The organism is Aestuariivita boseongensis (assembly GCF_001262635.1).
Classification (GTDB): Bacteria; Pseudomonadota; Alphaproteobacteria; order Rhodobacterales; family Rhodobacteraceae; genus Aestuariivita; species Aestuariivita boseongensis.
Window position 1 is genome coordinate 1 of record NZ_JXYH01000047.1, and the last position, 23,229, is coordinate 23,229.

Below are 23,229 nucleotides of genomic sequence, written 5' to 3' on the forward strand. Positions count from 1 at the left end.
GTTTCGGCCAGAAGCGCCTCTAGCGTCTCAAGCCAGGCGGTGAAGTAATCGTCGCCGCCGTCAAGATCCTTGGCCAGCCCATGGGATTTCAGCGTTGCTGAAAACCGTGCGGCCCAGTCTGGCCAGGCAAAATGCCCGTCTTCGTTCAACTTGACCGTCAGCGCGAACAGCTGCGCGTGCCAGGGTTCGGAAAAGGCAGGTTCCGGTGCGCCGGGGGGCAGATCGGTCATGCGGGCTCCAGATAGCTTTGCCAAAGATCGAGGATCACCTCGTCCCGGGGGTGTTCGGGATGGGCCCAAAGTTCAGACGCGGGGAAGGCCACCGCATAAAGCGGTTCGGGCTGTTCCCCCAGCCCGTGGGCATTGGTGTCGGGCAGCACATGCGTGCCGTGCAGACGCAGGATATGACCCCGCGCCCCGGCTGCGTAGGCGGGCAGCCGTGTGTGTCCGCCATCAACCAGTGCATTGGCGGACGGGCGGCGCGTGCGGACGGCCTGCCCCGCGACGAAGAGCGGGGCGACATTCGATGGGCGATCCGCCGGGCCACCCTTGGCCAGAGCGGCCGCCACCGCGTCGGGCTTCAGTGCGCGATCGGCCAAGGGGTGGCGGCTGCCATCGCCCTGCCCCGTCAGATCGCTTTCATCAAGCACGCCTTTTTCCACGAGCAGATCGGCCAGCCCGGCCATCCATTTCTCGTAATAGGAAAAGCGCGCGTAGTCCTTTGGGCTCAGCCGTTCGCGCGCATGGCGCGAGGTGTCGAGGTTCCATTGCCCCAAAGCCCCCGCCGCCAGTGTTACGGCCAAAGCGCGGGCATGCCAGTCTTCCTTGAAAACAGGCTCGTCCGGGGCAGGATCAACCGGACCGTCACCGAACCGTCCGCCCATATCATGCACACGGGTCATTGGCCCGGCTCCCGCGGAAGGCCCGTTCCGATCATGCTGTCGCGGGTGACGAGGGCGGCAAGGTCTTCTTCGCTCATCCCCTCTGTGCCGGCTGGGCGCTGGGGGATTACCAGATAGCGCATCTCGGCCGTCGAATCCCAGACGCGGACAGCGGTGTCCTCCGGCAAGCTCACGCCGAAATCCGCCAGCACCTTGCGCGGTTCACGCACGGCGCGGGCGCGGTAGGCGTCGGATTTGTACCAGCCCGGCGGAATGCCCAGCAAAGGCCAAGGGTAACACGAGCACAGCGTGCAGACGACCATGTTATGAGTGTCGTCGGTATTGGCGACCGCGGTGATATGTTCGCCTTGGCGCCCGTAAAAGCCCATTTCGGCAATCACGGCGGTCGCATCTTCGGTCAGAGCGTGCATGAACCCCGGATCGGCCCAGGCCCGCGCCACCACCTGCGCGCCGTTCTTTGGCCCGATCCTGTTTTGATAGATGTCGATGATCTCATCCAGCGCGGCGGGGTCGATCAGACCCTTGCGCGTCAGGATTGTCTCAAGCGCCTTCACGCGCAGCGCGGGATCGGGCGGCAGATGCGAATGCGGGTGATCGTGGTCGTGATGGTCATGTGGCATGCCGTCAGGTTTGCGCGAAGCTGACCCCAAGTCCAGCGCCAAAGTCTCGCCTTGCCCCTGCGGGCAAAACTGCCTACATAGCGCCCGTCACGAGAGGCATCCGCAGGTCCACATGGAAAACGTCGTTCTTATCATCCATCTTCTTCTGGCTCTTGGGCTGATCGCTGTGGTTCTGATGCAGCGCTCCGAAGGGGGTGGATTGGGCATGGGCGGCGGCGGTGGCGGCGCGATGACAGGCCGCGCGGCGGCCACGGCTTTGGGGAAACTCACCTGGATCTTGGCGATTGCGTTCATCATCACCTCGATGACGCTGACGATCTTTGCGGCGCAGAATGCCTCGGGTACGTCCGTGATCGACCGGCTGGGCGTCACACCGCCCCCGGCCAGCGAAACCGCGCCCGAACCCACCGTTCCGGGGCTGAGCGGCGGGCTGCTGCCACCGGCGGAAGGCGACAACGCACCCTTGGTGCCGAGCGCCGACTGATCCACAAGGTTTTGTCGAAAGGCCCTGTGCGGCAACAGCATGTTGCGGGCAGGGTTGCAATGGGGCTGGGAATCTCTTATTCCATAAGTCCCGTGATGCTGCGGTTTTTGACCGCCGAATCGCATTGAATTCCGGGGGTCCGGCTGCCGCATGACCCCCCTTGCACACGGGGGATGTCCGAACAGATGGCGCGCTTTATTTTCATCACTGGTGGTGTGGTGTCCTCCCTTGGGAAAGGTCTGGCCTCGGCGGCATTGGGCGCGCTGTTGCAGGCGCGCGGGTTTTCGGTGCGGTTGCGCAAACTTGACCCTTATCTGAACGTCGACCCCGGCACGATGAGCCCGTTTGAACATGGCGAGGTGTTCGTGACCGATGACGGGGCCGAAACCGATCTGGATCTGGGCCATTATGAACGCTTCACCGGCGTGGCCGCGCGCAAGACGGATTCCGTGTCCTCCGGCCGGATCTATTCCAACGTTTTGGAGAAGGAACGCCGTGGCGATTACCTCGGCAAAACGATCCAGGTGATCCCGCATGTGACGAATGAGATCAAAGACTTCATCTCGATCGGCGAGGATGAGGTCGATTTCATGCTGTGTGAGATCGGCGGCACCGTGGGCGATATCGAAGGCCTGCCGTTTTTCGAAGCCATCCGCCAGTTTTCCCAGGACAAGCCGCGCGGGCAGTGCATTTTCATGCATCTGACGCTGTTGCCCTTCATCGCCGCAAGTGGCGAGCTGAAAACGAAACCCACCCAGCACTCGGTCAAGGAACTGCGCTCCATCGGGATTGCGCCGGATATCCTTGTTTGCCGGTCCGAAGGACCGATCCCGGAAAAGGAACGCGAGAAGCTGGCGCTGTTCTGCAACGTGCGCCCCGAGGCCGTGATCGCGGCGCAGGATTTGTCGACGATCTATGACGCGCCGCTGGCCTATCACCGCGAAGGGCTGGATCAGGCAGTGCTGGATGCGTTCCAGATCTCCCCTGCGCCAAAGCCGGACCTCAGCAAATGGGAAGATGTCAGCGACCGCATCCACAACGCCGAGGGCGAGGTGAAGGTTGCCATCGTGGGTAAATACACCCAGCTGGAAGACGCCTATAAATCCATTGCCGAGGCGCTGACCCATGGCGGCATGGCCAACCGCGTGAAGGTCAAGATCGATTGGGTAGATGCCGAGATTTTCGACCGCGAAGACCCCGCGCCCTACCTGGAAGGCTTCCACGCGATCCTAGTGCCCGGAGGTTTCGGCGAACGCGGCACCGAAGGCAAGATCAAGGCCGCGCAGTTCGCGCGCGAACGCAAGATCCCCTATCTGGGGATTTGCCTGGGCATGCAGATGGCGGTGATCGAGGCCGCGCGCAACACCGCCGGGCTGACCACCGCCGGATCGGAAGAATTCGATCACGAAGCGGGCAAAAAGCGGTTTGAACCCGTGGTCTATCACCTGAAGGAATGGGTGCAGGGCAATCACAAGGTCGAACGCAAGGTCGATGACGACAAGGGCGGCACGATGCGGCTGGGCGCCTATGACGCGGTGCTGGCAGAGGGATCGAAAGTGGCCGAGGTCTATGGCACCACGTCCATCGACGAACGCCATCGCCACCGCTATGAGGTCGATATCAAATACCGCGACAAGCTGGAAAAGGCCGGCCTGTGCTTTTCGGGCATGTCGCCCGATGGCCGCCTGCCCGAGATCGTGGAATGGCCCGATCATCCGTGGTTCATCGGCGTGCAGTTCCACCCTGAGCTGAAGTCGAAACCGTTCGAGCCGCACCCGCTTTTCGCCGATTTCGTCCGTGCCGCGCGCGACAACAGCCGGTTGGTGTGACCCCGATCCCTCGGCTCTGAAGAATTGCACAGGCCCATCTTCCGCTTTGACGCAGCCTTGCTAGGCTGCTGGTCAGGACAAAGGGGATGCTGCCATGAGCTTGCTCGGCCGTTTGATGCAGGGCTTTCGCACAACACATGCCGAACCGCTGCCCGCGCCGGATGAGAAGCTGGCGCTTGGTGCGCTTCTGGTGCGCGTGGCGAAATCCGACAAGGTCTATACCGTGTCCGAGATCAGCCTGATCGACCGCATTCTCGCCCAGCATTTCGGCCTGAACCCCGTGGCCGCCGCCAAAATGCGCGCCACCTGCGAAAAACTGCAGGCCGCCGCCCCCAATTCCGATGAATTCGCCGAGCTGATCCGAAAGGAACTCAGCCATGATGAACGCATGGAGGCTCTGTGCGATCTCTGGCAGGTGGTGATGGCGGATGGATCGGAAGACGCGGTCGAGGTCGACATCGTCGAATCCGTGCGCAAGGCGCTTGGCCTGACCGAGGCCGATAGTGCCACCGCCCGGCAGGACGCGCTGCGCGCCTCCTGACCCCCGTGCTCTGCTTCTTTCTGGCCCGAAATACCCCGGAGCGCGAGGCCGCGCCTCGCACCAATAATGACTTGCGCCGCAGGCGCGCAATTTGACTGCACGGCGAAGGGTTGGCGCGCCCCGGTCACCGGCTTATATGCGTGCCTATGCTAAGCGATATCCTCAAGCGGCTCACCGCCCCGACACCCGAGACTTTGCCCGATGACGATGCCCGCCTTGCGCTTTCGGCGCTTCTGGTGCGCATTGCCCGGTCCGACGGGCATTACGACGCCATGGAAAAAGCGCAGATCCAGTCGGTGATTTCAGCGCGCTATGAGCTGTCCGAGGTGAACGCACAGGCGCTTTTGCAGGAGGCCGAAAAGCTGGAGGCAGAGGCCCCCGATACCGTCCGTTTCACCCGCGCGATCAAGGACGCTGTTCCATACGAAGACCGTCTTGGCGTGGTCGAGGCCCTGTGGTCCGTGGCGCTGGCCGACGGCGCGCGCGACGACGAGGAAGACGCGATCCTGCGCCTGTCCTCCAAGCTGTTGGGCGTGAATGACCGCGACAGTGCGCTGGCGCGGCAGCGGGCGCAGGCGGGGTGATTGCTGCCCTTGGCATGTATGACCCTGCACCTGTGCGGGGCGCCAATGACAGGTTCTGGCAGGCCATAAGGGCGCGTCTGGGCCACGGGCCCGAAACCCTGACGCGCGACGGCGACCTTTGGGAGGTCTGGCAAAGCCCCGATCTGATCTTGGCGCAGACCTGCGGGATGCCCTTTCGCACCGCTTTGCACGGTAAGGTGCAGCTGGTAGGCACACCGGACTACGGTCTGCCGGGATCACCGCCGGGATACTACCATTCGGTTCTTGTGATCCGCGCAGATGACCCACGCCAAAGCGAAAGCGGTTTTGCCGGTGCCCGGTTTGCCTATAACGAGCCGGTCTCGCAATCGGGCTGGGCCGCGCCCATGGTGCATCTGCGCGCCCGCGCGGTGCAGGTGGGCGATCTGCTGCGCACCGGGGCGCATGCGGCCTCGGCCCGGGCGGTGGCCAAAGGGCGCGCGGATCTGGCAGGCATCGACGCGCTGACATGGCAGCTTTTGTGCGAACATGACCCGGTCGCGCAGGATCTGCGGGTGCTGGCGCGCACAGAACCCACGCCGGGCCTGCCATACATCACAGCGCCCACGCAGGATGCGCAGACCCTTTTTGATGCCGTGTCGGGAGCCATCGCCGATCTGGCCGATGCCGACCGCCGGGCGCTGCATCTGCGCGGCCTGGTCCCGATCCCGGCCGAGACCTATCTGGCCGTGCCTACCCCGCCCGCACCTGATCAATAGCTGCGCAAAACGCAGCTTCCCTATGGTCAATCAGGGTGGTTTTGCCCTGTTTTTGCCCAATTGCACATTGCAAAGGCGCGAAATTTCATTCCTATTACCCCCTGATCGTCTGCCAGTGAACGAGCCCTTCGTGACCGAAACCGCACCTGTTATCGAGATCCGGAACCTGCACAAAGCCTATGGAGCCCTTGAGGTTCTCAAAGGTGTCGATATCACCGCCCATCGTGGCGATGTGGTGTCTTTGATCGGGTCTTCGGGGTCGGGCAAGTCCACGCTTTTGCGCTGCGCCAACCTTTTGGAAGACAGCCAGCAGGGTGATATCTTATTCAAGGGAGAACCGGTGGCCTGGAAGGGCAGCGGTCTGCACCGGCATCCCGGCGATGCCAAGCAGGTCACGCGCATCCGTACGAACCTGAGCATGGTGTTCCAGCAGTTCAACCTGTGGGCCCATATGACGATCCTGCAAAACGTCATGGAAGCCCCCGTCACCGTTCTGGGCCGCGACAAGGCCGAGGTTGAGGCGGCGGCGCGCAAATACCTGGATAAGGTGGGCATTGGCGACAAGTGCGACGTCTATCCGGCGCAACTCTCTGGCGGGCAGCAGCAGCGCGCGGCGATTGCGCGGGCGCTGTGCATGGAGCCCGAGGCGCTTTTGTTCGATGAACCCACAAGTGCTCTGGACCCTGAGTTGGAGCAGGAGGTGGTCAAGGTCATCAAGGATCTGGCCGCCGAGGGGCGCACGATGCTGATCGTGACCCATGACATGAAACTGGCCCATGATGTGAGCGACCATGTCGTGTTCCTGCATCAGGGGCTGATCGAAGAAGAAGGGGCGCCGGATGATCTGTTTGGCGCACCCAAATCAGAACGATTGCGCGGCTTTCTGTCAGCCACACGCGCAGCGTAACCCAAAAAAGAAAACGGGAGTAAACCATCATGAAAACACTGATCCTGGGCACTGCCGCCCTGGCCCTGACCGCCGGTCTGGCTTTTGCCGCCGGGCACGAGAAAACCGTGCGCATGGGCACCGAGGGCGCATATGCCCCCTATAACTTCATCAATGACAGCGGTGAGCTGGCCGGGTTCGAGATTGACCTGGGCAACGAGCTGTGCGCCCGCGCCGAGCTGACCTGCGAATGGGTGAAGAACGACTGGGATTCGATCATCCCGAACCTCGTGTCGGCCAACTACGACACCATCATGGCCGGCATGTCGATCACGGCCGAGCGTGACGAAGTCATTGATTTCACTCAGGACTATTTCCCGCCCACCGCATCTGCCTATGTGGCCGCGGCGGATAATGCCGATTGGGAAACCGGTGTGATCGCCGCGCAAACCGCCACGATCCAGGCCGCGCATATCGCTGAAGGCGGCGCAACGCTGGTGGAGTTCGCAACGCCCGAGGAAACCGTGGCCGCCGTGCGCAACGGTGAAGCGGATGCTGTTTTTGCCGACCGTGACTACCTCGCTCCGCTGGTCGAGGAATCGGGCGGCGCGCTGGTCTTTGTCGGCCCCGATGTGCCGCTGGGCGGCGGCGTGGGCATGGGCCTGCGTGAAAGCGACGGTGAGCTGAAAGACAAGTTCAACGCGGCCATCACTGCGATGAAGGAAGACGGGTCGCTGAACGAATTGCTGGTCAAGTGGTTCGGCGAAGGCGTTCAGACCTATTGATAGGAACGGCGGGATAAGTCCCGCTCCACGGCAGGGAGCGCCCCGCGCGCTCCTTGCCAGCCTCTGACCATGTTTGAATTCTGCGAAGATCCCTCCACGCTGGACAGTTTGCGCTGGTTTTCGTGTTACCTCACGAACGGCGTGCATATGCAGTTCTATGGGTCTTTCATCAAGGTTCTGGCCCTTCTGGCGATCACAGCGCCTGTCGCGCTGGCCTTTGGCTTTGCGGGTGCGATGGCAGCGCGATCTCGGGTGGCGCCGGTGGCGTGGTTCGGCAAGGGCTATATCGCCATTGTGCGGGGCGTTCCTGACATCGCGTTTTTCCTGTTCTTCGTGATCGCGCTGGATCAGGCGTTTGAATATATCCGCCACCGGGTGCTGTGTCCGGACTGGACCGACCCGATCCGCCAGGGCAGCGATTTCCTGGTCTGCCAGCAGGCGAAACTGCCGCTGGGGTCGTCGCCGGAATGGGTGCACGAAACCTATGGGTTTTTCCTGGCGGTGATCACCTTTTCGATCGTGTTCGGGGCTTTTGCGGCCAATGTGCTTTATGGCGGTATGCGCGCCGTGCCGCGCGCCCAGATGGAGACGGCCGAAGCCTATGGCATGACACGCCGCCAGACCTTCTGGCGCATAGTGGTGCCGCAGATGTGGGTCTATGCGCTGCCGGGCCTGTCAAACCTGTGGATGGTGCTGATCAAGGCGACGCCGCTTCTTTTCCTGCTGGGCATCGAAGACATCGTCTATTGGGCGCGCGAGCTGGGCAGCACGAAAACCGCGCGGTTTTCGGATTACCCGCATGGCGACTGGCGCATGTGGTATTTCCTGGGGCTTTTGGTGTTTTACCTGGCGATGACACGGGTGTCGGAAGTGGTGCTGGAGCGGCTGATGGTCAGGCTGACCCACGGCCAGGCCACAACGGGCGGTGAGGCCCAGCGCAAGGCGGTGGCGGCATGAGCGGGCAAGGATTTTCGAAAATCCTTGATCAAGCGATTTCGAAATCGCTTGTCCCCGGCGACGGAGGGCGCGCGTAATGTCCTGCTGGCAAACCATACAGGATTATGGCCTGCGGTCGCTGGGATATGGCGAACGGCTGCTTCCGCGCACGGATTTCACACTGTGTGAGCATTTCGTGCTGATCGGCTCGGGCATGATCTGGAATATCTATTTCGGGATTGCCGCCCTCTTGATGGGCTTTTTCCTCGCCACCGCCCTGGCCGTGGCCAAGATGTCGCCACGGGCACTGATCCGCAAACCGGCGGAGTGGTTCATCTTCCTCTTCCGCGGCTCGCCGCTGTTTATCCAGTTTTTCTTTGCCTATTTCTTCTTTCTCAGCCTCAAGGGCAGCTATCCCATCTTTGATCCGTTCACCTCGGCCTGGCTGGGGGCGCTGCTGGTGCTGTTTTTCAACACCGCCGCCTATTCGGGCGAGATCTTCTATGGCGCGCTGCGGTCGATCCCCAAGGGCGATGTGGAGGCAGCCGACGCCTATGGCCTGACGGGCTGGCCCCGGTTCAAGCGGATTGTCTGGCCCACCATGCTGCGCCTGGCCTGGCCCGCTTACACGAATGAGGCGATCTTCCTGTTTCACGCCACAGCGCTTGTCTTTTTCTCAAGCTTTCCGGCCTGGCAACAACGGGGCGATGCGCTGTATTACGCCAACTACTTTGCGGACAAGACCTTCAACCCCTTTGTCCCCTATCCGATCCTGGCCTTCTATTTCATTCTCTTCACCCTGGTGATCGTCTTTGTCTTTGGTCTGATCAACAAGCGCCTGAACCGGCACCTGCCGCAGACCGAGCAGCGCAAACTGAAAATTCGTCCCAACCTGATCCGCTGAGAATTCCGATGGACAGGTTCTTACCTGCCGGGCTAACGCTTGGCTGAACAAAGGAAAGATGTGGTCATGGACCTGTCGCAATTCCCAACCATCCGTGTGGCTGCCTGCGATCTGAACGGGCAGATGCGCGGCAAACGGCTGCCCGGCAGCTATGGCGCCACGCTTGAGGACGGATCCATGCGCATGCCGCTGTCCAGCCTGAACGTGGATCTGTGGGGCGCCGATATCGAAGACAGCCCGCTGGTTTTCGACAGCGGCGATGCGGATGGAGTGCTCTTGCCCACCGATCGCGGGCCGGTGCCGATGCCCTGGCTGGATAACCCCAGCGCGCTAGTGCCGATGTGGATGTATCGCGAGGACGGCAACCCGTTCAACGGCGATCCGCGCCACGCGCTGGCCGCCATCGATGCGCGCTTTGCCGCGAAGGGCTGGCAAGTGATGGCGGCGACCGAGCTGGAGTTTACCCTGGTCGACGACCGGGGCCAGGCGCTGGCGCATCCGCCCCACCCCGCCCACGGCCGGGCGCTGGCGGGCGAGGCGATCCTGTCGGTCCGTCAGATCGACGCCTTCGATGCGTTTTTCACCGACCTTTATGCCGGGGCCGCGGCGATGGGCATTCCCGCCCAGGCCGCGATCAGTGAAAGCGGGATCGGCCAGTTCGAGATCAACCTGAACCACCAGCCCCTGTTGCGCGCCGCCGATGACGCGTGGCTTTTCAAGGCGCTGGTCAAGGGCGTGGCGCGCAAGCATGGGGTGGCCGCGACCTTCATGGCGAAGCCGTTCGAGGATGACGCGGGCAACGGGCTGCATGTGCATTTCTCGGTCATGGATCGGGAGGGGAGGAACATCTTCGACAATGGCGGGCCGGAAGGCACGGCGCTTTTGCGCCATGCGGTCGCCGGCTGCATCAGGGCGATGCCTGCAAGTACGCTGGTTTTCGCGCCGCATCTGAATTCCTACACCCGGCTGGTGCCAGGGGCCCACGCGCCCACGGGGGCCGCCTGGGCCTATGAGAACCGCACGGTCGCGATCCGCGTGCCGGGCGGTTCGCCTGCAGCCCGGCGGATTGAACACCGGACTGCGGGTGGCGACATCAACCCATATCTGATGCTGGCTGTGGTCACCGGCGCCGCGCTGGAGGGGATTGAGGCGCAGATGGAAGCACCCGCGCCCATCAGCGGAAACGCCTATGAAGTTGAAGGCCTTCCGCAGCTGGCCGCCGACATGGCCAGCGCCATTGACGCATTCGCCGCAGATGAGGTGATCGCGCGGATCTTCCCGCCCCGGATCATCGACAATCTGTGCCAGACCAAGCGGCAGGAAATGGCCCGTTTTGGCACCATCCCGCCCGAGTTGCACTGGCAAACCTATCTGGAGGCGGTCTGAGCCTCTTGCCCGGGCTCTCGGATCGTCTTATCTATAATTTGATCAAATTATTGGTGAACCATGAAAATCGGGATATTGCAGACCGGGCACGCGCCAGAGGAGCTGTTGCCGCGTCTGGGTGATTATGCGGATATTTTCCAGCGTATGCTGGCCGGCAACGGGTTTGAATTCCAGACATATAACGTGGTCGATATGGAGTTTCCCGAAGGCCCGGATGCGGCCCAGGGCTGGCTGATCACCGGATCGAAGCACGGGGCTTACGAAGATCACCCGTGGATTCCCCCGCTGGAAGATCTGATCCGCGAGATCCATGCACGCAAACTGCCCATGGTCGGCGTGTGCTTTGGTCATCAGATCATCGCGCAGGCGCTGGGGGGCAAGGTTGTCAAATACTCCGAAGGCTGGTCGGTCGGCCGCACGGTCTACACGCTGAACGGACAGGAGATTGCGCTGAACGCCTGGCATCAGGATCAGGTGACCGAAGCGCCTGCGGAGGCGCGCGTGCTTGGATCGAGCGATTTCTGCAAGAACGCGTTTCTGGCCTATGGCGATCACATTTGGACGGTGCAGCCCCACCCGGAATTTGGCGCGGATTTCATCGACGGGCTGATCCGCACGCGCGGCAAGGGCGTGGTGCCCGATGAACAGCTGGCCGAGGCGGCAGCCAATCTGAACCACCCCACGCATAATGCGGATATCGCGGCCCATATGGCGGCCTTTTTCCAGAAAGAGAGGGCCTGATGGCCGAGAATTGGATGGACAGGCTGCCGGAACCGGCCCAGGCCTATCTGGAGGGCAAGCGCCTGGATGAGGTGGAATGCATCATCTCGGACCTGCCGGGGATCGCACGCGGCAAGGCTGTGCCTGCCCCGAAATTCGCGCGTCAGGCGCATTTTCACCTGCCGGATTCGATCTTTTTCCAGACGATTACAGGGGATTGGGGCGAGGCCGCGGGCAAGGAAGGTTTCATCGAACGCGACATGATCCTGAAACCTGACATGTCGACCGCCAGCGCCGCGCCCTGGACGGGGGACTGGACGCTGCAGGTGATCCATGACGCCTATGACCGGGACGGTGATCCGATCGAATTTGCGCCGCGCAATGTGCTGAAACGGGTCGTGGACTTGTATCACAAGCAGGGCTGGACTCCGGTGGTAGCGCCCGAGATGGAATTCTATCTGGTTGCGCGCAATCTGGATCCCGCAAAAGAGATCGAGCCGATGATGGGCCGGTCGGGCCGCCCGGCAGCGGCACGGCAGGCCTATTCGATGACCGCCGTGGACGAGTTCGGGCCGGTGATCGACGACATCTATGATTTCGCCGAACATCAGGGGTTCGAGATCGACGGGATCACCCAGGAAGGCGGCGCGGGCCAGTTGGAGATCAACCTGCAGCATGGCGACCCGGTCAATCTGGCCGATCAGGTGTTCTATTTCAAACGCCTGATCCGCGAAGCGGCCCTGCGCCATAACTGCTTTGCCACCTTCATGGCCAAGCCCATCGCCGACGAGCCGGGATCGGCCATGCATATCCACCATTCGGTGATCGATACCGAGACGGGCAAGAACATCTTCTCGGGGCCGCAGGGCGGAGAGACGGATGCGTTTTACCATTTCATCGGCGGGTTGCAGCATCACCTGCCCGCCGCCGTCGCGGTTCTGGCGCCATACGTGAATTCCTATCGCCGCTTCGTGCGCGATCATGCGGCGCCCATCAACCTGGAATGGGGCCGGGACAACCGCACCACGGGCATTCGCGTGCCGCTGTCGGGGCCAGCCGCGCGGCGGGTCGAAAACCGCATCGCGGGGATGGATTGCAACCCCTATCTGGGCATCGCGGCCAGTCTGGCCTGCGGCTATCTGGGTCTGATGGAAGAACGGCGCCCGCACAAAAGTTTCAAGGGGGATGCCTATGAGATCGAGGAGGACCTGCCGCGCCTGATGGGCGAGGCACTGCCGCTTTTCGATGCCTCCAAGGCGTTGCATGAGGTGCTGGGCCCGGAATTTGCGCGGGTCTATTCCATCGTGAAGAACGCCGAATATGAGGAGTTCCTGGGCGTGATTTCGCCCTGGGAAAGGGAGCACCTTCTGCTGAACGTCTAAGCGGGCGTCAGCCGTGGGAGTCCGTATTTATTTGCAAGAAGAAGCAGGGGACGGTTTGTGAATCTGCTGTTCGCAAATGACAGGCAAGGCACCTATCCGCCAAGCTGGTATGCGGCCACGGCCAATCTCGGCCCGGATCGCCCTGCCCTGCGCGGCGAGACGCGCGCGGATGTCTGCATCGTCGGCGCGGGCTATACCGGGCTGTCGGCCGCCTTGCATCTGGCCGAGGCCGGGCGACGCGTTGTGGTGGTGGAAGCGCATCGCGCGGGCTTTGGCGCTTCGGGCCGCAATGGCGGGCAGTTGGGATCCGGGCAAAGGGCCGATCAGATCACGCTGGAGGCGATGGTCGGGCGCGAGGATGCGGCCAAGCTCTGGGCGCTGGGGGAAGAGGCGAAGGATCTGGTCAAGGGGCTGGTGGCGCGCCACGGGATCGACTGCGATCTGAAACCCGGCGTGGCGCATTGTGGGTTTTCCGCGCGCGAGATGGAGGAGGAGCATGCCTATGCCGCCCATCTGGAAAAGCGCTATGGCTATGACCAGATTGAGGTACTGGACCGCGACGGGTTTGCGGCTGTCTGCCCCTCGCCCGCCTATCACGGGGGGGCTGTGGATTGGGGCGCGGGGCATCTGCATCCGCTGAATTATGCGCTTGGACTGGCTGCAGCGGCGGAAGCAGCGGGCGCGGTGATCCATGAGAACACCCATGTGCATCACATTGACGAGGGCGCGCAGACCGTTGTGCGCACCGACAAGGGCCGCGTTATCGCAGATCACGTGATCCTGGCCTGTAACGGGTATCTGGGCGGGCTGAACCGCAAGGTGGCCGCAAGGGTCATGCCGATCAACAATTTCATCGCCGCGACCGAGCCGCTGGGGGATGAGGCGGCCCGCGTGCTGGCCAAGGATATCGCCGTGGCCGACAGCAAATTCGTGGTGAATTACTTCCGTCTGAGCCGCGACAAACGCCTGCTGTTTGGCGGAGGGGAGACCTATGGTTATCGCTTCCCCCGCGATATTGCGGCGCTGGTGCGCAAACCGATGACCCAGATTTTCCCGCATCTGCGGGATGTGAAGATTGATTACGCATGGGGCGGTACGCTGGCGATCACGATGAAACGCCTGCCCTATCTGGCGCGCGTCGCACCCAATATCCTGTCGGCTTCGGGCTATTCCGGTCATGGGGTGGGCACGGCGACCCATGCCGGCATGCTGCTGGCCCGCGCCATTCAGGGCGAAACCGACGGGTTTGACACCATGGCGCGTATTCCAAGCACACCCTTTCCCGGCGGGCCTGGCTTCCGCTCGCCGCTTCTGGTGCTGGCGATGACCTGGTATGCGCTGCGCGACCGGCTGGGCATCTGAGACCGTTTACGAAGATTGTGTGAAATCTCGCCGATAGGAGGCGTCGGGACTGGCGCGTCACATCGTTCTGTTTTATATTTCTGAAAACCTGAATTAAGGAAATCGAAATATGCGACAGGCACCCGACGTCCACCAGGCTGAACCCATCCCCGAAGGCGCGCGTGCCGCGATTGAGGAGCTTCTGCAATCCGGCGACCTTTTCCGTTATACCGCGCCGGAGAACGCGCCGGTGTCGTTGCTTGAGGCGGAGTTTGCCCAGTTGATCGGGGCGAAATACGCGCTGGCGGTGTCGTCCTGTTCGGCGGCGTTGTTCCTGTCGCTGAAGGCGCTGGAGCTGCCGCGCGATGCGCGTGTGCTGATCCCGGGCTTTACCTTTGCGGCGGTGCCCTCGTCTGTGGTGCACGCAGATTGCATCCCCGTCCTGTGCGAAGTGGGCGAGAATTACCGCGTCGACATGGCCGATTTCGAGGCCAAGCTGGACAGCGTGCAGGCGGTGATCATCAGCCATATGCGCGGCCATACCAGCGACATGGATGCGATCATGGCCCTGTGCGATGCGCGCGGCATTCCGGTGATCGAGGACGCAGCTCATTCGCTGGGCACCACCTGGGGCGGGCGCAATATCGGCACGATTGGCAGGATCGGCTGCTTTTCTTTCCAGTCCTACAAGATGATCAATGGCGGCGAAGGTGGCGTGCTGATCACTGATGACGCCGATCTGGTGGCCCGTGCGGTGATCATGTCAGGCGCTTACGAGCATAACTGGAAGAAGCACCCGGTACTGCAAGAGGCCTTTGCCAAGGTGCAGAACAAGCTGCCGCTTTACAATCTGCGCATGTCGAACCTGTCGGCTGCAGTGATCCGACCGCAATTGCCCGAACTGGCGCGGCGCGTGCGCGACGGGCTGAAGAACCACGATTACGTGGCCGCGCGGCTGGAGACCTCACCCCATATCGAGGTGCCCGCGCCTTTGGGCCCGGAACGGCGCGCGCCCGACAGCATCCAGTTCAACGTGGTAGGTCTGCCGGATGAAACCATCCGCGCCTTTGCCGAAGCGGCGAAGAACCGGGGCGTCACGGTGCAGGTCTTTGGCCAAAGCACCGACAATGCGCGCGCCTTCTGGAACTGGGAGTTTCTGGGCGATGTGCCGGAGCTGCCCCAGACCCGCGCCATGCTGATGCATGCCTGCGATGTGCGCCTGCCCGTGCGGCTGAGCAAGGACGAGCTGGACGTGATTGCAGACCTGCTTCTGGAGGCCATGGCCGAGGTGACAACGCCCCTGCCCGCCTATGGCACCTGAGGTGTGCTTAGCTGAGTTTTGAGAGTTTCGTCTGCAGCTCGGCCAGCTGGCGCTTGATCTCGTCCAGATCTTCGCTGGAGCTGGCTTCTTCTTCGGCGATTTCCTCGGCTTCGTTGCTGGTCGTTCCACCCGACCAGCCGCGGTAGCCGCGCGTCATCGCCTTCATAAAGGCTTCCTGCTGGGCCTTGATCGCCTCGAACCCCGGCATTTTCGACATCGGGTTCATGGCGTTCATGTTTTCCATCATTTTCGCCTGGTTTTCCCGCAGCATGTCGAAGGAGCTTTGCAGGAATTGCGGCATCAGCCCGCCACCGGGGATCATATAGCTGCGCACCAGATCGTTCAGGACATTCACCGGCAGGACGTTTTCGCCCCGGCTTTCATGTTCAGCGATGATCTGCAGCAGATACTGGCGGGTCAGGTCGTCGCCCGATTTCAGATCCACGATCTGAACCTCGCGCCCGTCGCGAATGAAACCGGCGATATCTTCAAGGGTCACATAGTCGCTGGTTTCGGTATTGTACAAACGCCGACTGGCATAACGCTTGATCAGGAGCGGCTTGGTGTCGTCGGCCATGTCAATCTCTCCCCGGACATGATGCAGTGCAGCAAACCTATGCCAGCGCTGCAGAAAAAGAAAGAGCGTTCAAAAAGCGGGCAAAATGGAAACAAGTGCCGGATGGTGCCTTGGCCTTTTCGCTTTTGCAGCAATCCGCGCGGGTATCGGCACAAGAAAAAAGGACAGGTCCATGGACCTGTCCTTTCTCGCGTTTGCACCTGATTGGGAGGAGAGGGTGCAAATCTGCGTAAGCGTCAGCTTACTTCGCTGTGGCTTTCTTGGCCGCTGCGGTCACGTCATTGGTGGCCTTTTTCAGCGCGGCGGCTGCGTCTTCCGACATGTCTTTGCCAGCAGCCATCATCAGTTCAACGGTGTCCATCTGAACTTTTTTCGCGATCTCGGCGAAGGCGGCCATGTTTTCGGCTGCAACTTCAGCAGTGGCCGACGCGAAATCGGTCATGGCTTTGGCGTAATCGGCAGGCTCGGCCTTGGCTTTGGACATTTCGCCCAGCTTGGCGATGGTGTCCTTGGTCCATTTGCTGGAAATCTCGGCCGATTTTTCAGCAGCTTCCAGAGCAACACCCGACAGTTTTTCGTTCAGCGTTGCGGTTGTTTTGAATGCGTCTTCCATTGCCGCGGTGTCCACGGGGAACGCGCCCATCATGTCTTTCATGACAGCGGTGAAATCTTGTGTTTTAGCCATCGGTCAGCTCCTTTGTATGTTGCCGTGCGGGCCATCCCGCTTTCTGCAGCTGCAAAGAATATGCATTCTGCGTCGCAGCATTTCAAGTGTTTTTTGCTGCAACGCAGAATAACCTGACTTAAGGTAAAGAAATCAGCCGTTTGCCTTGGCAACCACATAGGTGCCGGGTGCATCTGCAAGGACCGGATGGGTCGAATCGCCGGGGGTTCGAGCATCGACCTTCTTGCCGGACCGGCGGCGCAGCCAATCTTCCCAAAGCGGCCACCAGGACCCTTTGTTGTAAGTGGCGCCTGCCATCCATTCATCTGCCGACAGGCTCAGGTCGTCATTGGTGTAATGGCCGTACTTGCCCTTGGATGGCGGGTTGACGATCCCGGCGATATGGCCGGATTCACTGACGATGAAGGTCTTGTTCTTCGACCCCATCATCTGCACCCCGCGATAACAGTCTTTCCAGGCGGCGATGTGATCGGTTTCACAGGTGATGGACATCAGCGGCACATCCACGTCGCGGACATGCAGCGTTTCGCCAAAAAGCTCGAACCCATCCTGGGTGAATTCGTTGCGCTGGCACAACCCGCGCAGATATTCCATCGCCATGCGTGCCGGCAGGTTCGCCCCGTCGCCATTCCAATAGAGCAGATCGAAAGCGGGCGGCGTTTCCCCCATCATGTAGCTGCGGATCGCGGGCGTATAGACCAGATCGTTCGACCGCAGATAGGAGAAGGTGCGCGCCATAATGTAGGACGGCAGATAGCCTTTGTCTTCGACCTCGGATTCGATCCCGTCGATGAAATCGTCCTGCAGGAAGGGGGTGAATTCCCCCTGATCCGAGAAATCGGTAAGCGCGGTGAAAAACGTGGCCGATTTGATCGACTTGTCGCCGCGTTTTTTCAGCAGAGACAATGTGAGCGATAGCGTCGTGCCCGCGATGCAATAACCCACGGCATTGACCTGTTTGACCCCCGTGATGTCCTTCACTTCGCGGATCGCGGTCAGGAAGCCGTCTTCGACATAATCGGCAAGGCCCACGTCCTCATAGGTGGCATCGGGATTGACCCAGCTGACCACAAACAGGGTATAGCCCTGTTCGGTCACCCATTTGATCAGGCTGTTCTGCGCCTTCAGATCCAGGATGTAGTATTTGTTGATCCAGGGCGGAAACAGCACGATAGGCGTTTCATAGACCTTCTCGGTCGCCGGTTCGTACTGGATCAGCTCCATCATCCGGTTGCGATAGACGACCTTGCCGGGTGTCGTGGCGATATTGCCCCCCAGTTCGAACGCCTTCTCATCAGCCAGGCGCACGACCAGTTCGCCGTTATTCGCTTCAAGATCGGAAATCAGGTTCTCAAGCCCCTTCACCAGGCTTTCGCCATCGGTTTCCACGGCCCGCTCTAGCGCGTCGGGGTTGGTGGCCAGGAAATTGGTGGGCGACATCATGTCGATGATCTGGCGCGTGAAATAGGTCAGTTTGCGCCGTTCTTTCGGATCCAGATCCGTCAGATGCGACACGGCCTCTTCCAGCGCACCGGCGTTGATCAGGTATTGCTGCTTGATGAAGTTGAAATAAGGGTGGTTGTCCCAAAGCGGGTTGGTAAAGCGGCGATCCTTCGGGCCGGGATCTTCGGGGGCCTGCAGCTTGCCTTTGGCCAGTGCCTGTTGCGCTTCGACAAAGTGCAGCACGGATTTTGACCAGTAATCAATCTGATGCTCGATGATCTTGGCCGGGTTCTGGATCGCCTCGGCCCAATAGGCCGTTGCTGCTTTTGCATAAAGCTCATGATTCGGGCCATCCAACGCTGGATGGTGCCCGCCTTTACGCGACACCACCTCGATGAGACGTTTGGACAGCTTTTCGACCTTTTTCAGATTTTCTGTAAGCTGTTCAAAGTGTTCCGACGAAATCTTATTCGCGGGATCATCTGTAGTTGTCATTTTAACGGTTTCCCCCTAGCCTCTCTGCAACGCAGAATATCGTCGCCGTGGTCAGGGCGCAAAGCGACGAATAGTCCGACCCCCGTTGCGGGGATTTGAAGGAGCACCCGATGCGATACATGCTGACCTACGACCTGATGGAAACGGCGCGCAACACCAACCAGTGGTTGGGTGCGACGGCCAAGGCAATGGCGTCCTATCCGCAATTTGCCATGATGCCGAACCCGGCGCTGCAATGGATGGCCGCCTGGGGCGAGGTGACAGAGCGCACCTTTGAACGGATGATCGTGAAGCCTGACTGGGGCATCCGCACCTTCACCTGTGAAGACGGGCGCGACCATCTGGTCAGCATCGAACCAGTGGTGGAACGCCCCTTTGGCGACCTGATCTATTTCAATGTCACGGGCCGCAAGAAAAACCCGCGCAAGGTGCTGCTGGTGGCGCCGATGTCGGGCCACTATGCGACGCTGTTGCGATCGACGGTGAAATCGCTGCTGGTGGATTGCGAGGTTTATGTCACCGACTGGCACAACGCGCGGGACATCCCCGTCAGCGCGGGCAAGTTCGATGTCGAAGACTATACGCTTTATCTGGTTGATTTCATGCGTGAACTGGGCCCCGACACCCATGTGATCGCCGTCTGCCAGCCGGCCCCTCTGACGCTGGCGGCGACGGCCTATCTGGCCGAGCAGGACCCGGATGCGCAGCCGCGCACACTGACCCTGATCGGCGGGCCGATTGACCCCGACGCAACACCCACCGAAGTGACCGATTTCGGCCGCCGCGTGACCATGGGACAGCTGGAAGAAACCATGATCCAACGCGTGGGCTTCAAGTATCCCGGCGTGGGCCGCATGGTCTATCCCGGCCTTCTGCAGCTGGCGTCGTTCATGTCGATGAATGCCGACCGCCACAGCCAGGCCTTTACCGACCAGATCAGCCGCGTCAGCCGCGGTGAGGCGTCGGAACATGACGCGCATAACCGCTTCTATGACGAATACCTGGCGGTCATGGACATGACGGCAGAGTTTTATCTTTCGACCGTGGAACGGATCTTCAAGAACCGTGAAATCGCGAAGAATGAATTCGTGGTGGATGGCCACAAGGTGGATATCGGCAAGATCACCAAGGTTGCGGTGAAAACCGTGGAAGGGGCGAATGACGATATCTCGGCCCCCGGCCAATGCGTTGCCGCACTGGATCTGTGCACCGGCCTGCCGGACGAGCTGAAGGCCAGCCACCTTGAACCGGGCGCGGGCCATTACGGGATCTTTGCGGGCCGCAGCTGGCGTGACAATATCCGCCCGCTGGTGCTGGATTTCATCGACGCCAATAGCGGCCGCAAGTCCGGAACACGGAAACCGGCTAACAAAAACGCAGCCGCCTGACAGGTATGTCAGGCGGGCGGGATATCGGGTTTTCCTGCACCTGCGGACAGATTTCCGGTCTGATCAAGGACGCCTCTCCGAAAACGGTGGTACGCGCGCGCTGCTTTTGCGCCGATTGCCGCGCGGCCGAGCTTTATCATCATCAGCCCGACCCCGGTGATGGTGGCGTGGACCTGACAATGGTCGACCCCGCCGCGTTACGGTTTGATCGGGGTGTTGAGCATCTGGCCGCGATCAAGATCTATCCCAAGGGTATTCTCAGATGGTATGCCGTCTGTTGCGGCGCGCGGCTTTTCAACACGTTGGACACGCCGCGCTTTGCCTTTGTCACCGTCTGTACGGACAGGATCGCCGAGCCTGACGCGCTGGGGCCGGAACAGGCCCGCGCGTTTGTGCCGACGGAGGATGGGAAAACCCGGCATGAGCATGCCTCCCGCCTTTATCTGCCGATGATGCGGCGCTCTTTGGTGCGGTTCTTTACAGGCGGCTGGCGCAAAAACCCGCTTTACGATGCCAAGGCCGGGCGGATGCGGGTCACGCCGCATATCCTGACACGGGAAGAACGCGCCGCAATCGGCCTGATATCTAAAACCAGCGCGACCTGATCCAGCGCCACAGCGGCACAACATCCAGCGCGGCCACAGCAAAGCCCAGCGGCAGCATCCACAGGCCCAGCACAGGCAAAAATGCAAAGAACCCGCCGATCATCAGCAGAATGCCAAGGATCAGGCGCAAACCGGGCGGGACATTCTGGCGGATCTTCACAAGCGCCTGCTTGAACTGGCGCCGGGCCTTTTTCAGATATTCGCGGGTTTTCGACATGCTCACCCCAGAATAAGGGGTTGCGCCATCCAATCTGCAAGGGCTTCTGTCATCGCCTCTGGTTGTTCCAGATGCGGCCAGCGCCCCGCCCCTTCGATCAGACGCAGCTGCGCCTTGGGGATCAGATCGGCCAGGAACTGATGACGTTTTGGCGGCAAATGGCGGTCTTCGGCCCCGCCCAGGACCATTGTGGGCACCTTCACGCGCCGCAAGACACCCTGGTAATCGCGCCGGCGTTGCAATGCGCGCTGCTGGCGGATGAACAGGTCCACCCCCAGCTCTTTCGCCAAGGCGCGAAACAACGCCTGGATCTCCATCCGCCGCGCACTGGGGGCCAGGACATCGCCCGACAGGATCTCGCCCGCCACATCCTCAAGCCGTCCGGCACGGGCGCGTGCGATCAGAAGCTCGCGGTCGCTGGCCTGGGCGGGGGTGTCCATCTGCGGATCGGCCGAGATCAGCGCCAGACGGTTGACCCGCTCAGGCGCGCGGCGCGCCATTTCGATGGCGACCACCGCGCCCAGCCCTACCCCAGCCAGAGCAAAACGGTGGGGCACGCCGTGCAGCAGATCCGAGGCCATCTCCTCTATGCGTTCACCACGGACGGGGGCTGCGATCGTGACCGCGCATTCGGCGGACAAAGCATTGATTTGATGATGGAAAACACGGGCATCGCACATCAGATCAGGGATCAAAACCACTGGTTCTGCCATCTGCCGGACCCTTGTTGCCGTGACTGTTTGCCTGAGGCTAGTGATGCGGGAAAGCCCGGCGATGGGCAAGCCGGAAATCAGGGCAAAGCGGGATAGGAAATGCCGCGAAAGGGCGGAAAATCGCTGTACCGCGCTTGTCGGGTGCGCAGGTCTTCGCCCGGCTCTGCGCCCGCTTTCAGCAGCGTGCCGCGCGGCGCGATATAGCTGTCGATGCGCCGCTGGGGCGCAGGCCGCCAGACCAGGTTGAAGGCGCAGAGTTTGGGGAAAAACCAGATCTCGGAAAAGGGCAGATGGTCATGCATCCACCAGGCCAGATCGCGCCAGTCGCGGCCCCGATCATACTGGTCGGCAAACCATGGGACGACCACCGATGCACCGGCCACGGCCGCATCACCCGCGGCCCAATCCCAGATGTGGCACTCCAAAGGGTTGTCATTGCGCGCGCAGTTCAGCCGGTTGTCATTGCCGAATTGATTAAGCCTGCGTGATCTGTAGCCCGAGCGCACCGCGACGCGGCCAAAGGTTTCCTCAAGCGGGTCCATCAGCGTCTGACAAAAGGCGCGGCCATTGGCGATCGCCAGGTCCAGGTCATCGGGAATGTTCTGGATTTCGTGGAAATTCCCGATCTCGGAATAGAGGAAATCGCGCATGAAGAAATGCCGCGACAGGCGCACGCGGCCCAGCGTCTCAAGGCTCCACATCGACGCGGGGCGGCGCATGTCAGTTCAAGGCCTCGATCCACTTTAGCATGGCAGCGACGGCGGCATCCGTCTGACCCGGTGACAGGATATCGCCCGCGACCACATGGGCATAGGGATCGTCGGCCTGGGTCAGATCCGGGGTCAGCACCGTCACGGGCGCACCGCCGCGCGCCCATGCGGCGGCAAGGCTGTCGGTTTCGCTGGCCAGAACCACCTGATCTTCGGGTGAATACCAGAAGAAGGCGGGCACGCTGGCAGTGTCGGCCTCAAGCCCTTGCACAGCCTCCACCAGGGCGGCGACGGGCAACAGTGCGGTGGTGGGGTAATCGCGTGTCCAATAGGTGGCGTGCCCGTCACTGGAGGACGGGAAACTCAGCCTCTCGCCTGCCACATAGCCGATCCAGCTGCGCGCGGCGGGCCAGGTCAGAAGCCGCGCCGTGGGCGCGTTGATCCCGAAATTGGGCGAGACAAAGATCGCGCCGGAAAGCGCATCGGCCATGGCAGGATCGGTCAGGATCGCGGCTGCAACCAGCGTCCCGCCGGTCGAGGTGGAGATGACGATGACCCGGTCACCCACGGCCTGCCCGGCCGCGATTGCCTCGGCCGTGTCGCGGGTCCAGTCGCTGACGCGCGCCTCGCCCAGTGCATCACCTGGGCGGCCATGGCCGGTGAGCCGCGTATAGACCAGATTGGCCCCCAGCGCGGCGGCCAGGCGGTCGGGGACGGGGCGGATTTCTTCGGATGTGGCCGAAAACCCGTGGATATAGACCAGCGCCACGGGCGTGCGTGCACCCGACGCACCAGCCCAGATCACGCGTTTCTCCGTGCCGGGCGTGATGTCGGAGAAGCGCGCCTCCTGCGCCTGGAAATCGGCGTTCAGATCGCCGCCGAAGGCCGCCGCGTCAAAGGCGAAATCCAGTGTCGCGTCCTCGCGCGGGCCGAATTTCGTCATCAGCATTGCAAAGGCCACGAGGCCCAGGACAAGAAACAGAACCGTCTTCAAGATATACCGCATCTCTCTGCCCCTCTCCGGCGCCAGAAGTTTTCG

General features: G+C 61.5%; 26 protein-coding genes. 16 read left to right on the forward strand and 10 right to left on the reverse strand.

What is annotated here, in order from left to right; all coding sequences use genetic code 11:
- The 3 genes from TR61_RS15540 to nthA all read right to left on the reverse strand — a co-directional run.
- A partial coding sequence (locus tag TR61_RS15540) for a nitrile hydratase accessory protein (protein WP_050931444.1) occupies positions 1-230 on the reverse strand: 230 nt, incomplete at its 3' end.
- A complete protein-coding gene (nthB, locus tag TR61_RS15545) occupies positions 227-901 on the reverse strand; it encodes a nitrile hydratase subunit beta (RefSeq protein WP_050931445.1) in 675 nt (224 codons plus the stop codon). The genes nthB and TR61_RS15540, both read right to left, overlap by 4 nt.
- A complete protein-coding gene (nthA, locus tag TR61_RS15550) occupies positions 898-1,521 on the reverse strand; it encodes a nitrile hydratase subunit alpha (protein WP_050931471.1) in 624 nt (207 codons plus the stop codon). The genes nthB and nthA overlap by 4 nt, the downstream gene beginning before the upstream one ends.
- Before the next feature lie 112 nt (positions 1,522-1,633).
- On the opposite strand from nthA, the gene secG reads away from it, so the two are divergent.
- From secG to TR61_RS15620, 14 genes are all read left to right on the forward strand, one after another.
- Positions 1,634-2,005 (forward strand): preprotein translocase subunit SecG, encoded by a 372-nt coding sequence (secG, locus tag TR61_RS15555; RefSeq protein ID WP_050931446.1) that lies wholly within the window; start codon positions 1,634-1,636, stop codon positions 2,003-2,005.
- A 185-nt stretch (positions 2,006-2,190) separates the two neighbouring features.
- On the forward strand, positions 2,191-3,834 hold the full coding sequence (locus TR61_RS15560) for a CTP synthase (protein WP_050931472.1): 1,644 nt from the start codon (positions 2,191-2,193) through the stop codon (positions 3,832-3,834).
- Positions 3,835-3,928: 94 nt separating this feature from the next.
- Complete coding sequence (locus TR61_RS15565; protein ID WP_172677000.1) at positions 3,929-4,375, forward strand: tellurite resistance TerB family protein; 447 nt, start codon at positions 3,929-3,931, stop codon at positions 4,373-4,375.
- A 146-nt stretch (positions 4,376-4,521) separates the two neighbouring features.
- Positions 4,522-4,959 carry a tellurite resistance TerB family protein gene (locus TR61_RS15570; RefSeq protein ID WP_050931447.1) on the forward strand — a complete coding sequence of 146 codons (438 nt, stop codon included), beginning with the start codon at positions 4,522-4,524 and terminating at the stop codon, positions 4,957-4,959.
- A gap of 14 nt (positions 4,960-4,973) precedes the next feature.
- Positions 4,974-5,696, forward strand: a complete 723-nt coding sequence (locus TR61_RS15575) for a phosphate/phosphite/phosphonate ABC transporter substrate-binding protein (protein WP_157440942.1) — start codon at positions 4,974-4,976, stop codon at positions 5,694-5,696.
- 130 nt (positions 5,697-5,826) lie between these two features.
- Positions 5,827-6,603, forward strand: coding sequence for an ABC transporter ATP-binding protein (locus TR61_RS15580; protein ID WP_050931474.1), 777 nt, complete (start codon positions 5,827-5,829; stop codon positions 6,601-6,603).
- A 29-nt stretch (positions 6,604-6,632) separates the two neighbouring features.
- The gene (locus tag TR61_RS15585) at positions 6,633-7,367 is read left to right on the forward strand and encodes a transporter substrate-binding domain-containing protein (protein WP_050931449.1); all 735 of its coding nucleotides are present in this window, start codon (positions 6,633-6,635) and stop codon (positions 7,365-7,367) included.
- 69 nt (positions 7,368-7,436) lie between these two features.
- Positions 7,437-8,324 carry an ABC transporter permease gene (locus TR61_RS15590; RefSeq protein ID WP_050931450.1) on the forward strand — a complete coding sequence of 296 codons (888 nt, stop codon included), beginning with the start codon at positions 7,437-7,439 and terminating at the stop codon, positions 8,322-8,324.
- Positions 8,325-8,400: 76 nt separating this feature from the next.
- Entirely contained in the window at positions 8,401-9,207 is an 807-nt protein-coding gene (locus tag TR61_RS15595; RefSeq protein WP_050931451.1) for an ABC transporter permease, read from the forward strand.
- Positions 9,208-9,273: 66 nt separating this feature from the next.
- Positions 9,274-10,593 carry a glutamine synthetase family protein gene (locus TR61_RS15600; protein ID WP_050931452.1) on the forward strand — a complete coding sequence of 440 codons (1,320 nt, stop codon included), beginning with the start codon at positions 9,274-9,276 and terminating at the stop codon, positions 10,591-10,593.
- A gap of 60 nt (positions 10,594-10,653) precedes the next feature.
- The gene (locus tag TR61_RS15605) at positions 10,654-11,334 is read left to right on the forward strand and encodes a type 1 glutamine amidotransferase (RefSeq protein ID WP_050931453.1); all 681 of its coding nucleotides are present in this window, start codon (positions 10,654-10,656) and stop codon (positions 11,332-11,334) included.
- Positions 11,334-12,695, forward strand: a complete 1,362-nt coding sequence (locus TR61_RS15610; RefSeq protein ID WP_050931454.1) for a glutamine synthetase family protein — start codon at positions 11,334-11,336, stop codon at positions 12,693-12,695. The genes TR61_RS15605 and TR61_RS15610 overlap by 1 nt, the downstream gene beginning before the upstream one ends.
- A 57-nt stretch (positions 12,696-12,752) precedes the next feature.
- A complete protein-coding gene (locus TR61_RS15615) occupies positions 12,753-14,057 on the forward strand; it encodes an NAD(P)/FAD-dependent oxidoreductase (RefSeq protein ID WP_050931455.1) in 1,305 nt (434 codons plus the stop codon).
- 109 nt (positions 14,058-14,166) lie between these two features.
- Positions 14,167-15,357 (forward strand): DegT/DnrJ/EryC1/StrS family aminotransferase, encoded by a 1,191-nt coding sequence (locus TR61_RS15620; protein ID WP_050931456.1) that lies wholly within the window; start codon positions 14,167-14,169, stop codon positions 15,355-15,357.
- A gap of 7 nt (positions 15,358-15,364) precedes the next feature.
- On the opposite strand, the gene phaR is transcribed toward TR61_RS15620, so the two are convergent.
- From phaR to TR61_RS15635, 3 genes are all read right to left on the reverse strand, one after another.
- Positions 15,365-15,934, reverse strand: a complete 570-nt coding sequence (gene phaR / locus TR61_RS15625; protein ID WP_050931457.1) for a polyhydroxyalkanoate synthesis repressor PhaR — start codon at positions 15,932-15,934, stop codon at positions 15,365-15,367.
- 241 nt (positions 15,935-16,175) lie between these two features.
- Positions 16,176-16,619, reverse strand: coding sequence for a phasin family protein (locus tag TR61_RS15630; RefSeq protein ID WP_050931458.1), 444 nt, complete (start codon positions 16,617-16,619; stop codon positions 16,176-16,178).
- Between the two features lie 132 nt (positions 16,620-16,751).
- The gene (locus TR61_RS15635) at positions 16,752-18,557 is read right to left on the reverse strand and encodes a PHA/PHB synthase family protein (RefSeq protein WP_050931459.1); all 1,806 of its coding nucleotides are present in this window, start codon (positions 18,555-18,557) and stop codon (positions 16,752-16,754) included.
- 110 nt (positions 18,558-18,667) lie between these two features.
- Here TR61_RS15635 and phaZ point away from each other — a divergent pair, with 110 nt between their 5' ends.
- Both phaZ and TR61_RS15645 read left to right on the forward strand, forming a co-directional pair.
- A complete protein-coding gene (gene phaZ / locus TR61_RS15640; RefSeq protein WP_050931460.1) occupies positions 18,668-19,945 on the forward strand; it encodes a polyhydroxyalkanoate depolymerase in 1,278 nt (425 codons plus the stop codon).
- A 5-nt stretch (positions 19,946-19,950) separates the two neighbouring features.
- Positions 19,951-20,550 carry a DUF6151 family protein gene (locus tag TR61_RS15645; protein ID WP_050931461.1) on the forward strand — a complete coding sequence of 200 codons (600 nt, stop codon included), beginning with the start codon at positions 19,951-19,953 and terminating at the stop codon, positions 20,548-20,550.
- Here TR61_RS15645 and TR61_RS15650 read toward each other — a convergent pair.
- The 4 genes from TR61_RS15650 to TR61_RS15665 form a co-directional block, all read right to left on the reverse strand.
- Positions 20,531-20,767, reverse strand: a complete 237-nt coding sequence (locus TR61_RS15650; RefSeq protein ID WP_050931462.1) for a hypothetical protein — start codon at positions 20,765-20,767, stop codon at positions 20,531-20,533. The genes TR61_RS15645 and TR61_RS15650 overlap by 20 nt on opposite strands.
- A 2-nt stretch (positions 20,768-20,769) precedes the next feature.
- Positions 20,770-21,480, reverse strand: coding sequence for an alpha/beta fold hydrolase (locus TR61_RS15655; RefSeq protein WP_050931463.1), 711 nt, complete (start codon positions 21,478-21,480; stop codon positions 20,770-20,772).
- Positions 21,481-21,557: 77 nt separating this feature from the next.
- Positions 21,558-22,181 (reverse strand): hypothetical protein, encoded by a 624-nt coding sequence (locus tag TR61_RS15660; protein ID WP_050931475.1) that lies wholly within the window; start codon positions 22,179-22,181, stop codon positions 21,558-21,560.
- Positions 22,182-22,200: 19 nt separating this feature from the next.
- The gene (locus tag TR61_RS15665; protein ID WP_050931464.1) at positions 22,201-23,196 is read right to left on the reverse strand and encodes an alpha/beta hydrolase; all 996 of its coding nucleotides are present in this window, start codon (positions 23,194-23,196) and stop codon (positions 22,201-22,203) included.
- Positions 23,197-23,229 lie beyond the last annotated feature (33 nt).

What these genes read in the sequence shown, in the direction of transcription:
- TR61_RS15595 (WP_050931451.1), top strand. Translation starts at nt 8,401, where the DNA reads ATGTCCTGCTGGCAAACCATACAGGATTATGGCCTGCGGTCGCTGGGA.
- TR61_RS15565 (WP_172677000.1), top strand. Translation starts at nt 3,929, where the DNA reads ATGAGCTTGCTCGGCCGTTTGATGCAGGGCTTTCGCACAACACATGCC.
- TR61_RS15665 (WP_050931464.1), bottom strand. Translation starts at nt 23,196, where the DNA reads ATGCGGTATATCTTGAAGACGGTTCTGTTTCTTGTCCTGGGCCTCGTG.
- TR61_RS15630 (WP_050931458.1), bottom strand. Translation starts at nt 16,619, where the DNA reads ATGGCTAAAACACAAGATTTCACCGCTGTCATGAAAGACATGATGGGC.
- phaR (WP_050931457.1), bottom strand. Translation starts at nt 15,934, where the DNA reads ATGGCCGACGACACCAAGCCGCTCCTGATCAAGCGTTATGCCAGTCGG.
- TR61_RS15585 (WP_050931449.1), top strand. Translation starts at nt 6,633, where the DNA reads ATGAAAACACTGATCCTGGGCACTGCCGCCCTGGCCCTGACCGCCGGT.
- TR61_RS15590 (WP_050931450.1), top strand. Translation starts at nt 7,437, where the DNA reads ATGTTTGAATTCTGCGAAGATCCCTCCACGCTGGACAGTTTGCGCTGG.
- nthA (WP_050931471.1), bottom strand. Translation starts at nt 1,521, where the DNA reads ATGCCACATGACCATCACGACCACGATCACCCGCATTCGCATCTGCCG.
- TR61_RS15575 (WP_157440942.1), top strand. Translation starts at nt 4,974, where the DNA reads ATGTATGACCCTGCACCTGTGCGGGGCGCCAATGACAGGTTCTGGCAG.
- TR61_RS15570 (WP_050931447.1), top strand. Translation starts at nt 4,522, where the DNA reads ATGCTAAGCGATATCCTCAAGCGGCTCACCGCCCCGACACCCGAGACT.
- TR61_RS15605 (WP_050931453.1), top strand. Translation starts at nt 10,654, where the DNA reads ATGAAAATCGGGATATTGCAGACCGGGCACGCGCCAGAGGAGCTGTTG.
- TR61_RS15600 (WP_050931452.1), top strand. Translation starts at nt 9,274, where the DNA reads ATGGACCTGTCGCAATTCCCAACCATCCGTGTGGCTGCCTGCGATCTG.
- TR61_RS15645 (WP_050931461.1), top strand. Translation starts at nt 19,951, where the DNA reads ATGTCAGGCGGGCGGGATATCGGGTTTTCCTGCACCTGCGGACAGATT.
- TR61_RS15610 (WP_050931454.1), top strand. Translation starts at nt 11,334, where the DNA reads ATGGCCGAGAATTGGATGGACAGGCTGCCGGAACCGGCCCAGGCCTAT.
- nthB (WP_050931445.1), bottom strand. Translation starts at nt 901, where the DNA reads ATGACCCGTGTGCATGATATGGGCGGACGGTTCGGTGACGGTCCGGTT.
- phaZ (WP_050931460.1), top strand. Translation starts at nt 18,668, where the DNA reads ATGCGATACATGCTGACCTACGACCTGATGGAAACGGCGCGCAACACC.
- TR61_RS15655 (WP_050931463.1), bottom strand. Translation starts at nt 21,480, where the DNA reads ATGGCAGAACCAGTGGTTTTGATCCCTGATCTGATGTGCGATGCCCGT.
- TR61_RS15620 (WP_050931456.1), top strand. Translation starts at nt 14,167, where the DNA reads ATGCGACAGGCACCCGACGTCCACCAGGCTGAACCCATCCCCGAAGGC.
- TR61_RS15660 (WP_050931475.1), bottom strand. Translation starts at nt 22,181, where the DNA reads ATGTGGAGCCTTGAGACGCTGGGCCGCGTGCGCCTGTCGCGGCATTTC.
- TR61_RS15635 (WP_050931459.1), bottom strand. Translation starts at nt 18,557, where the DNA reads ATGACAACTACAGATGATCCCGCGAATAAGATTTCGTCGGAACACTTT.
- secG (WP_050931446.1), top strand. Translation starts at nt 1,634, where the DNA reads ATGGAAAACGTCGTTCTTATCATCCATCTTCTTCTGGCTCTTGGGCTG.
- TR61_RS15560 (WP_050931472.1), top strand. Translation starts at nt 2,191, where the DNA reads ATGGCGCGCTTTATTTTCATCACTGGTGGTGTGGTGTCCTCCCTTGGG.
- TR61_RS15650 (WP_050931462.1), bottom strand. Translation starts at nt 20,767, where the DNA reads ATGTCGAAAACCCGCGAATATCTGAAAAAGGCCCGGCGCCAGTTCAAG.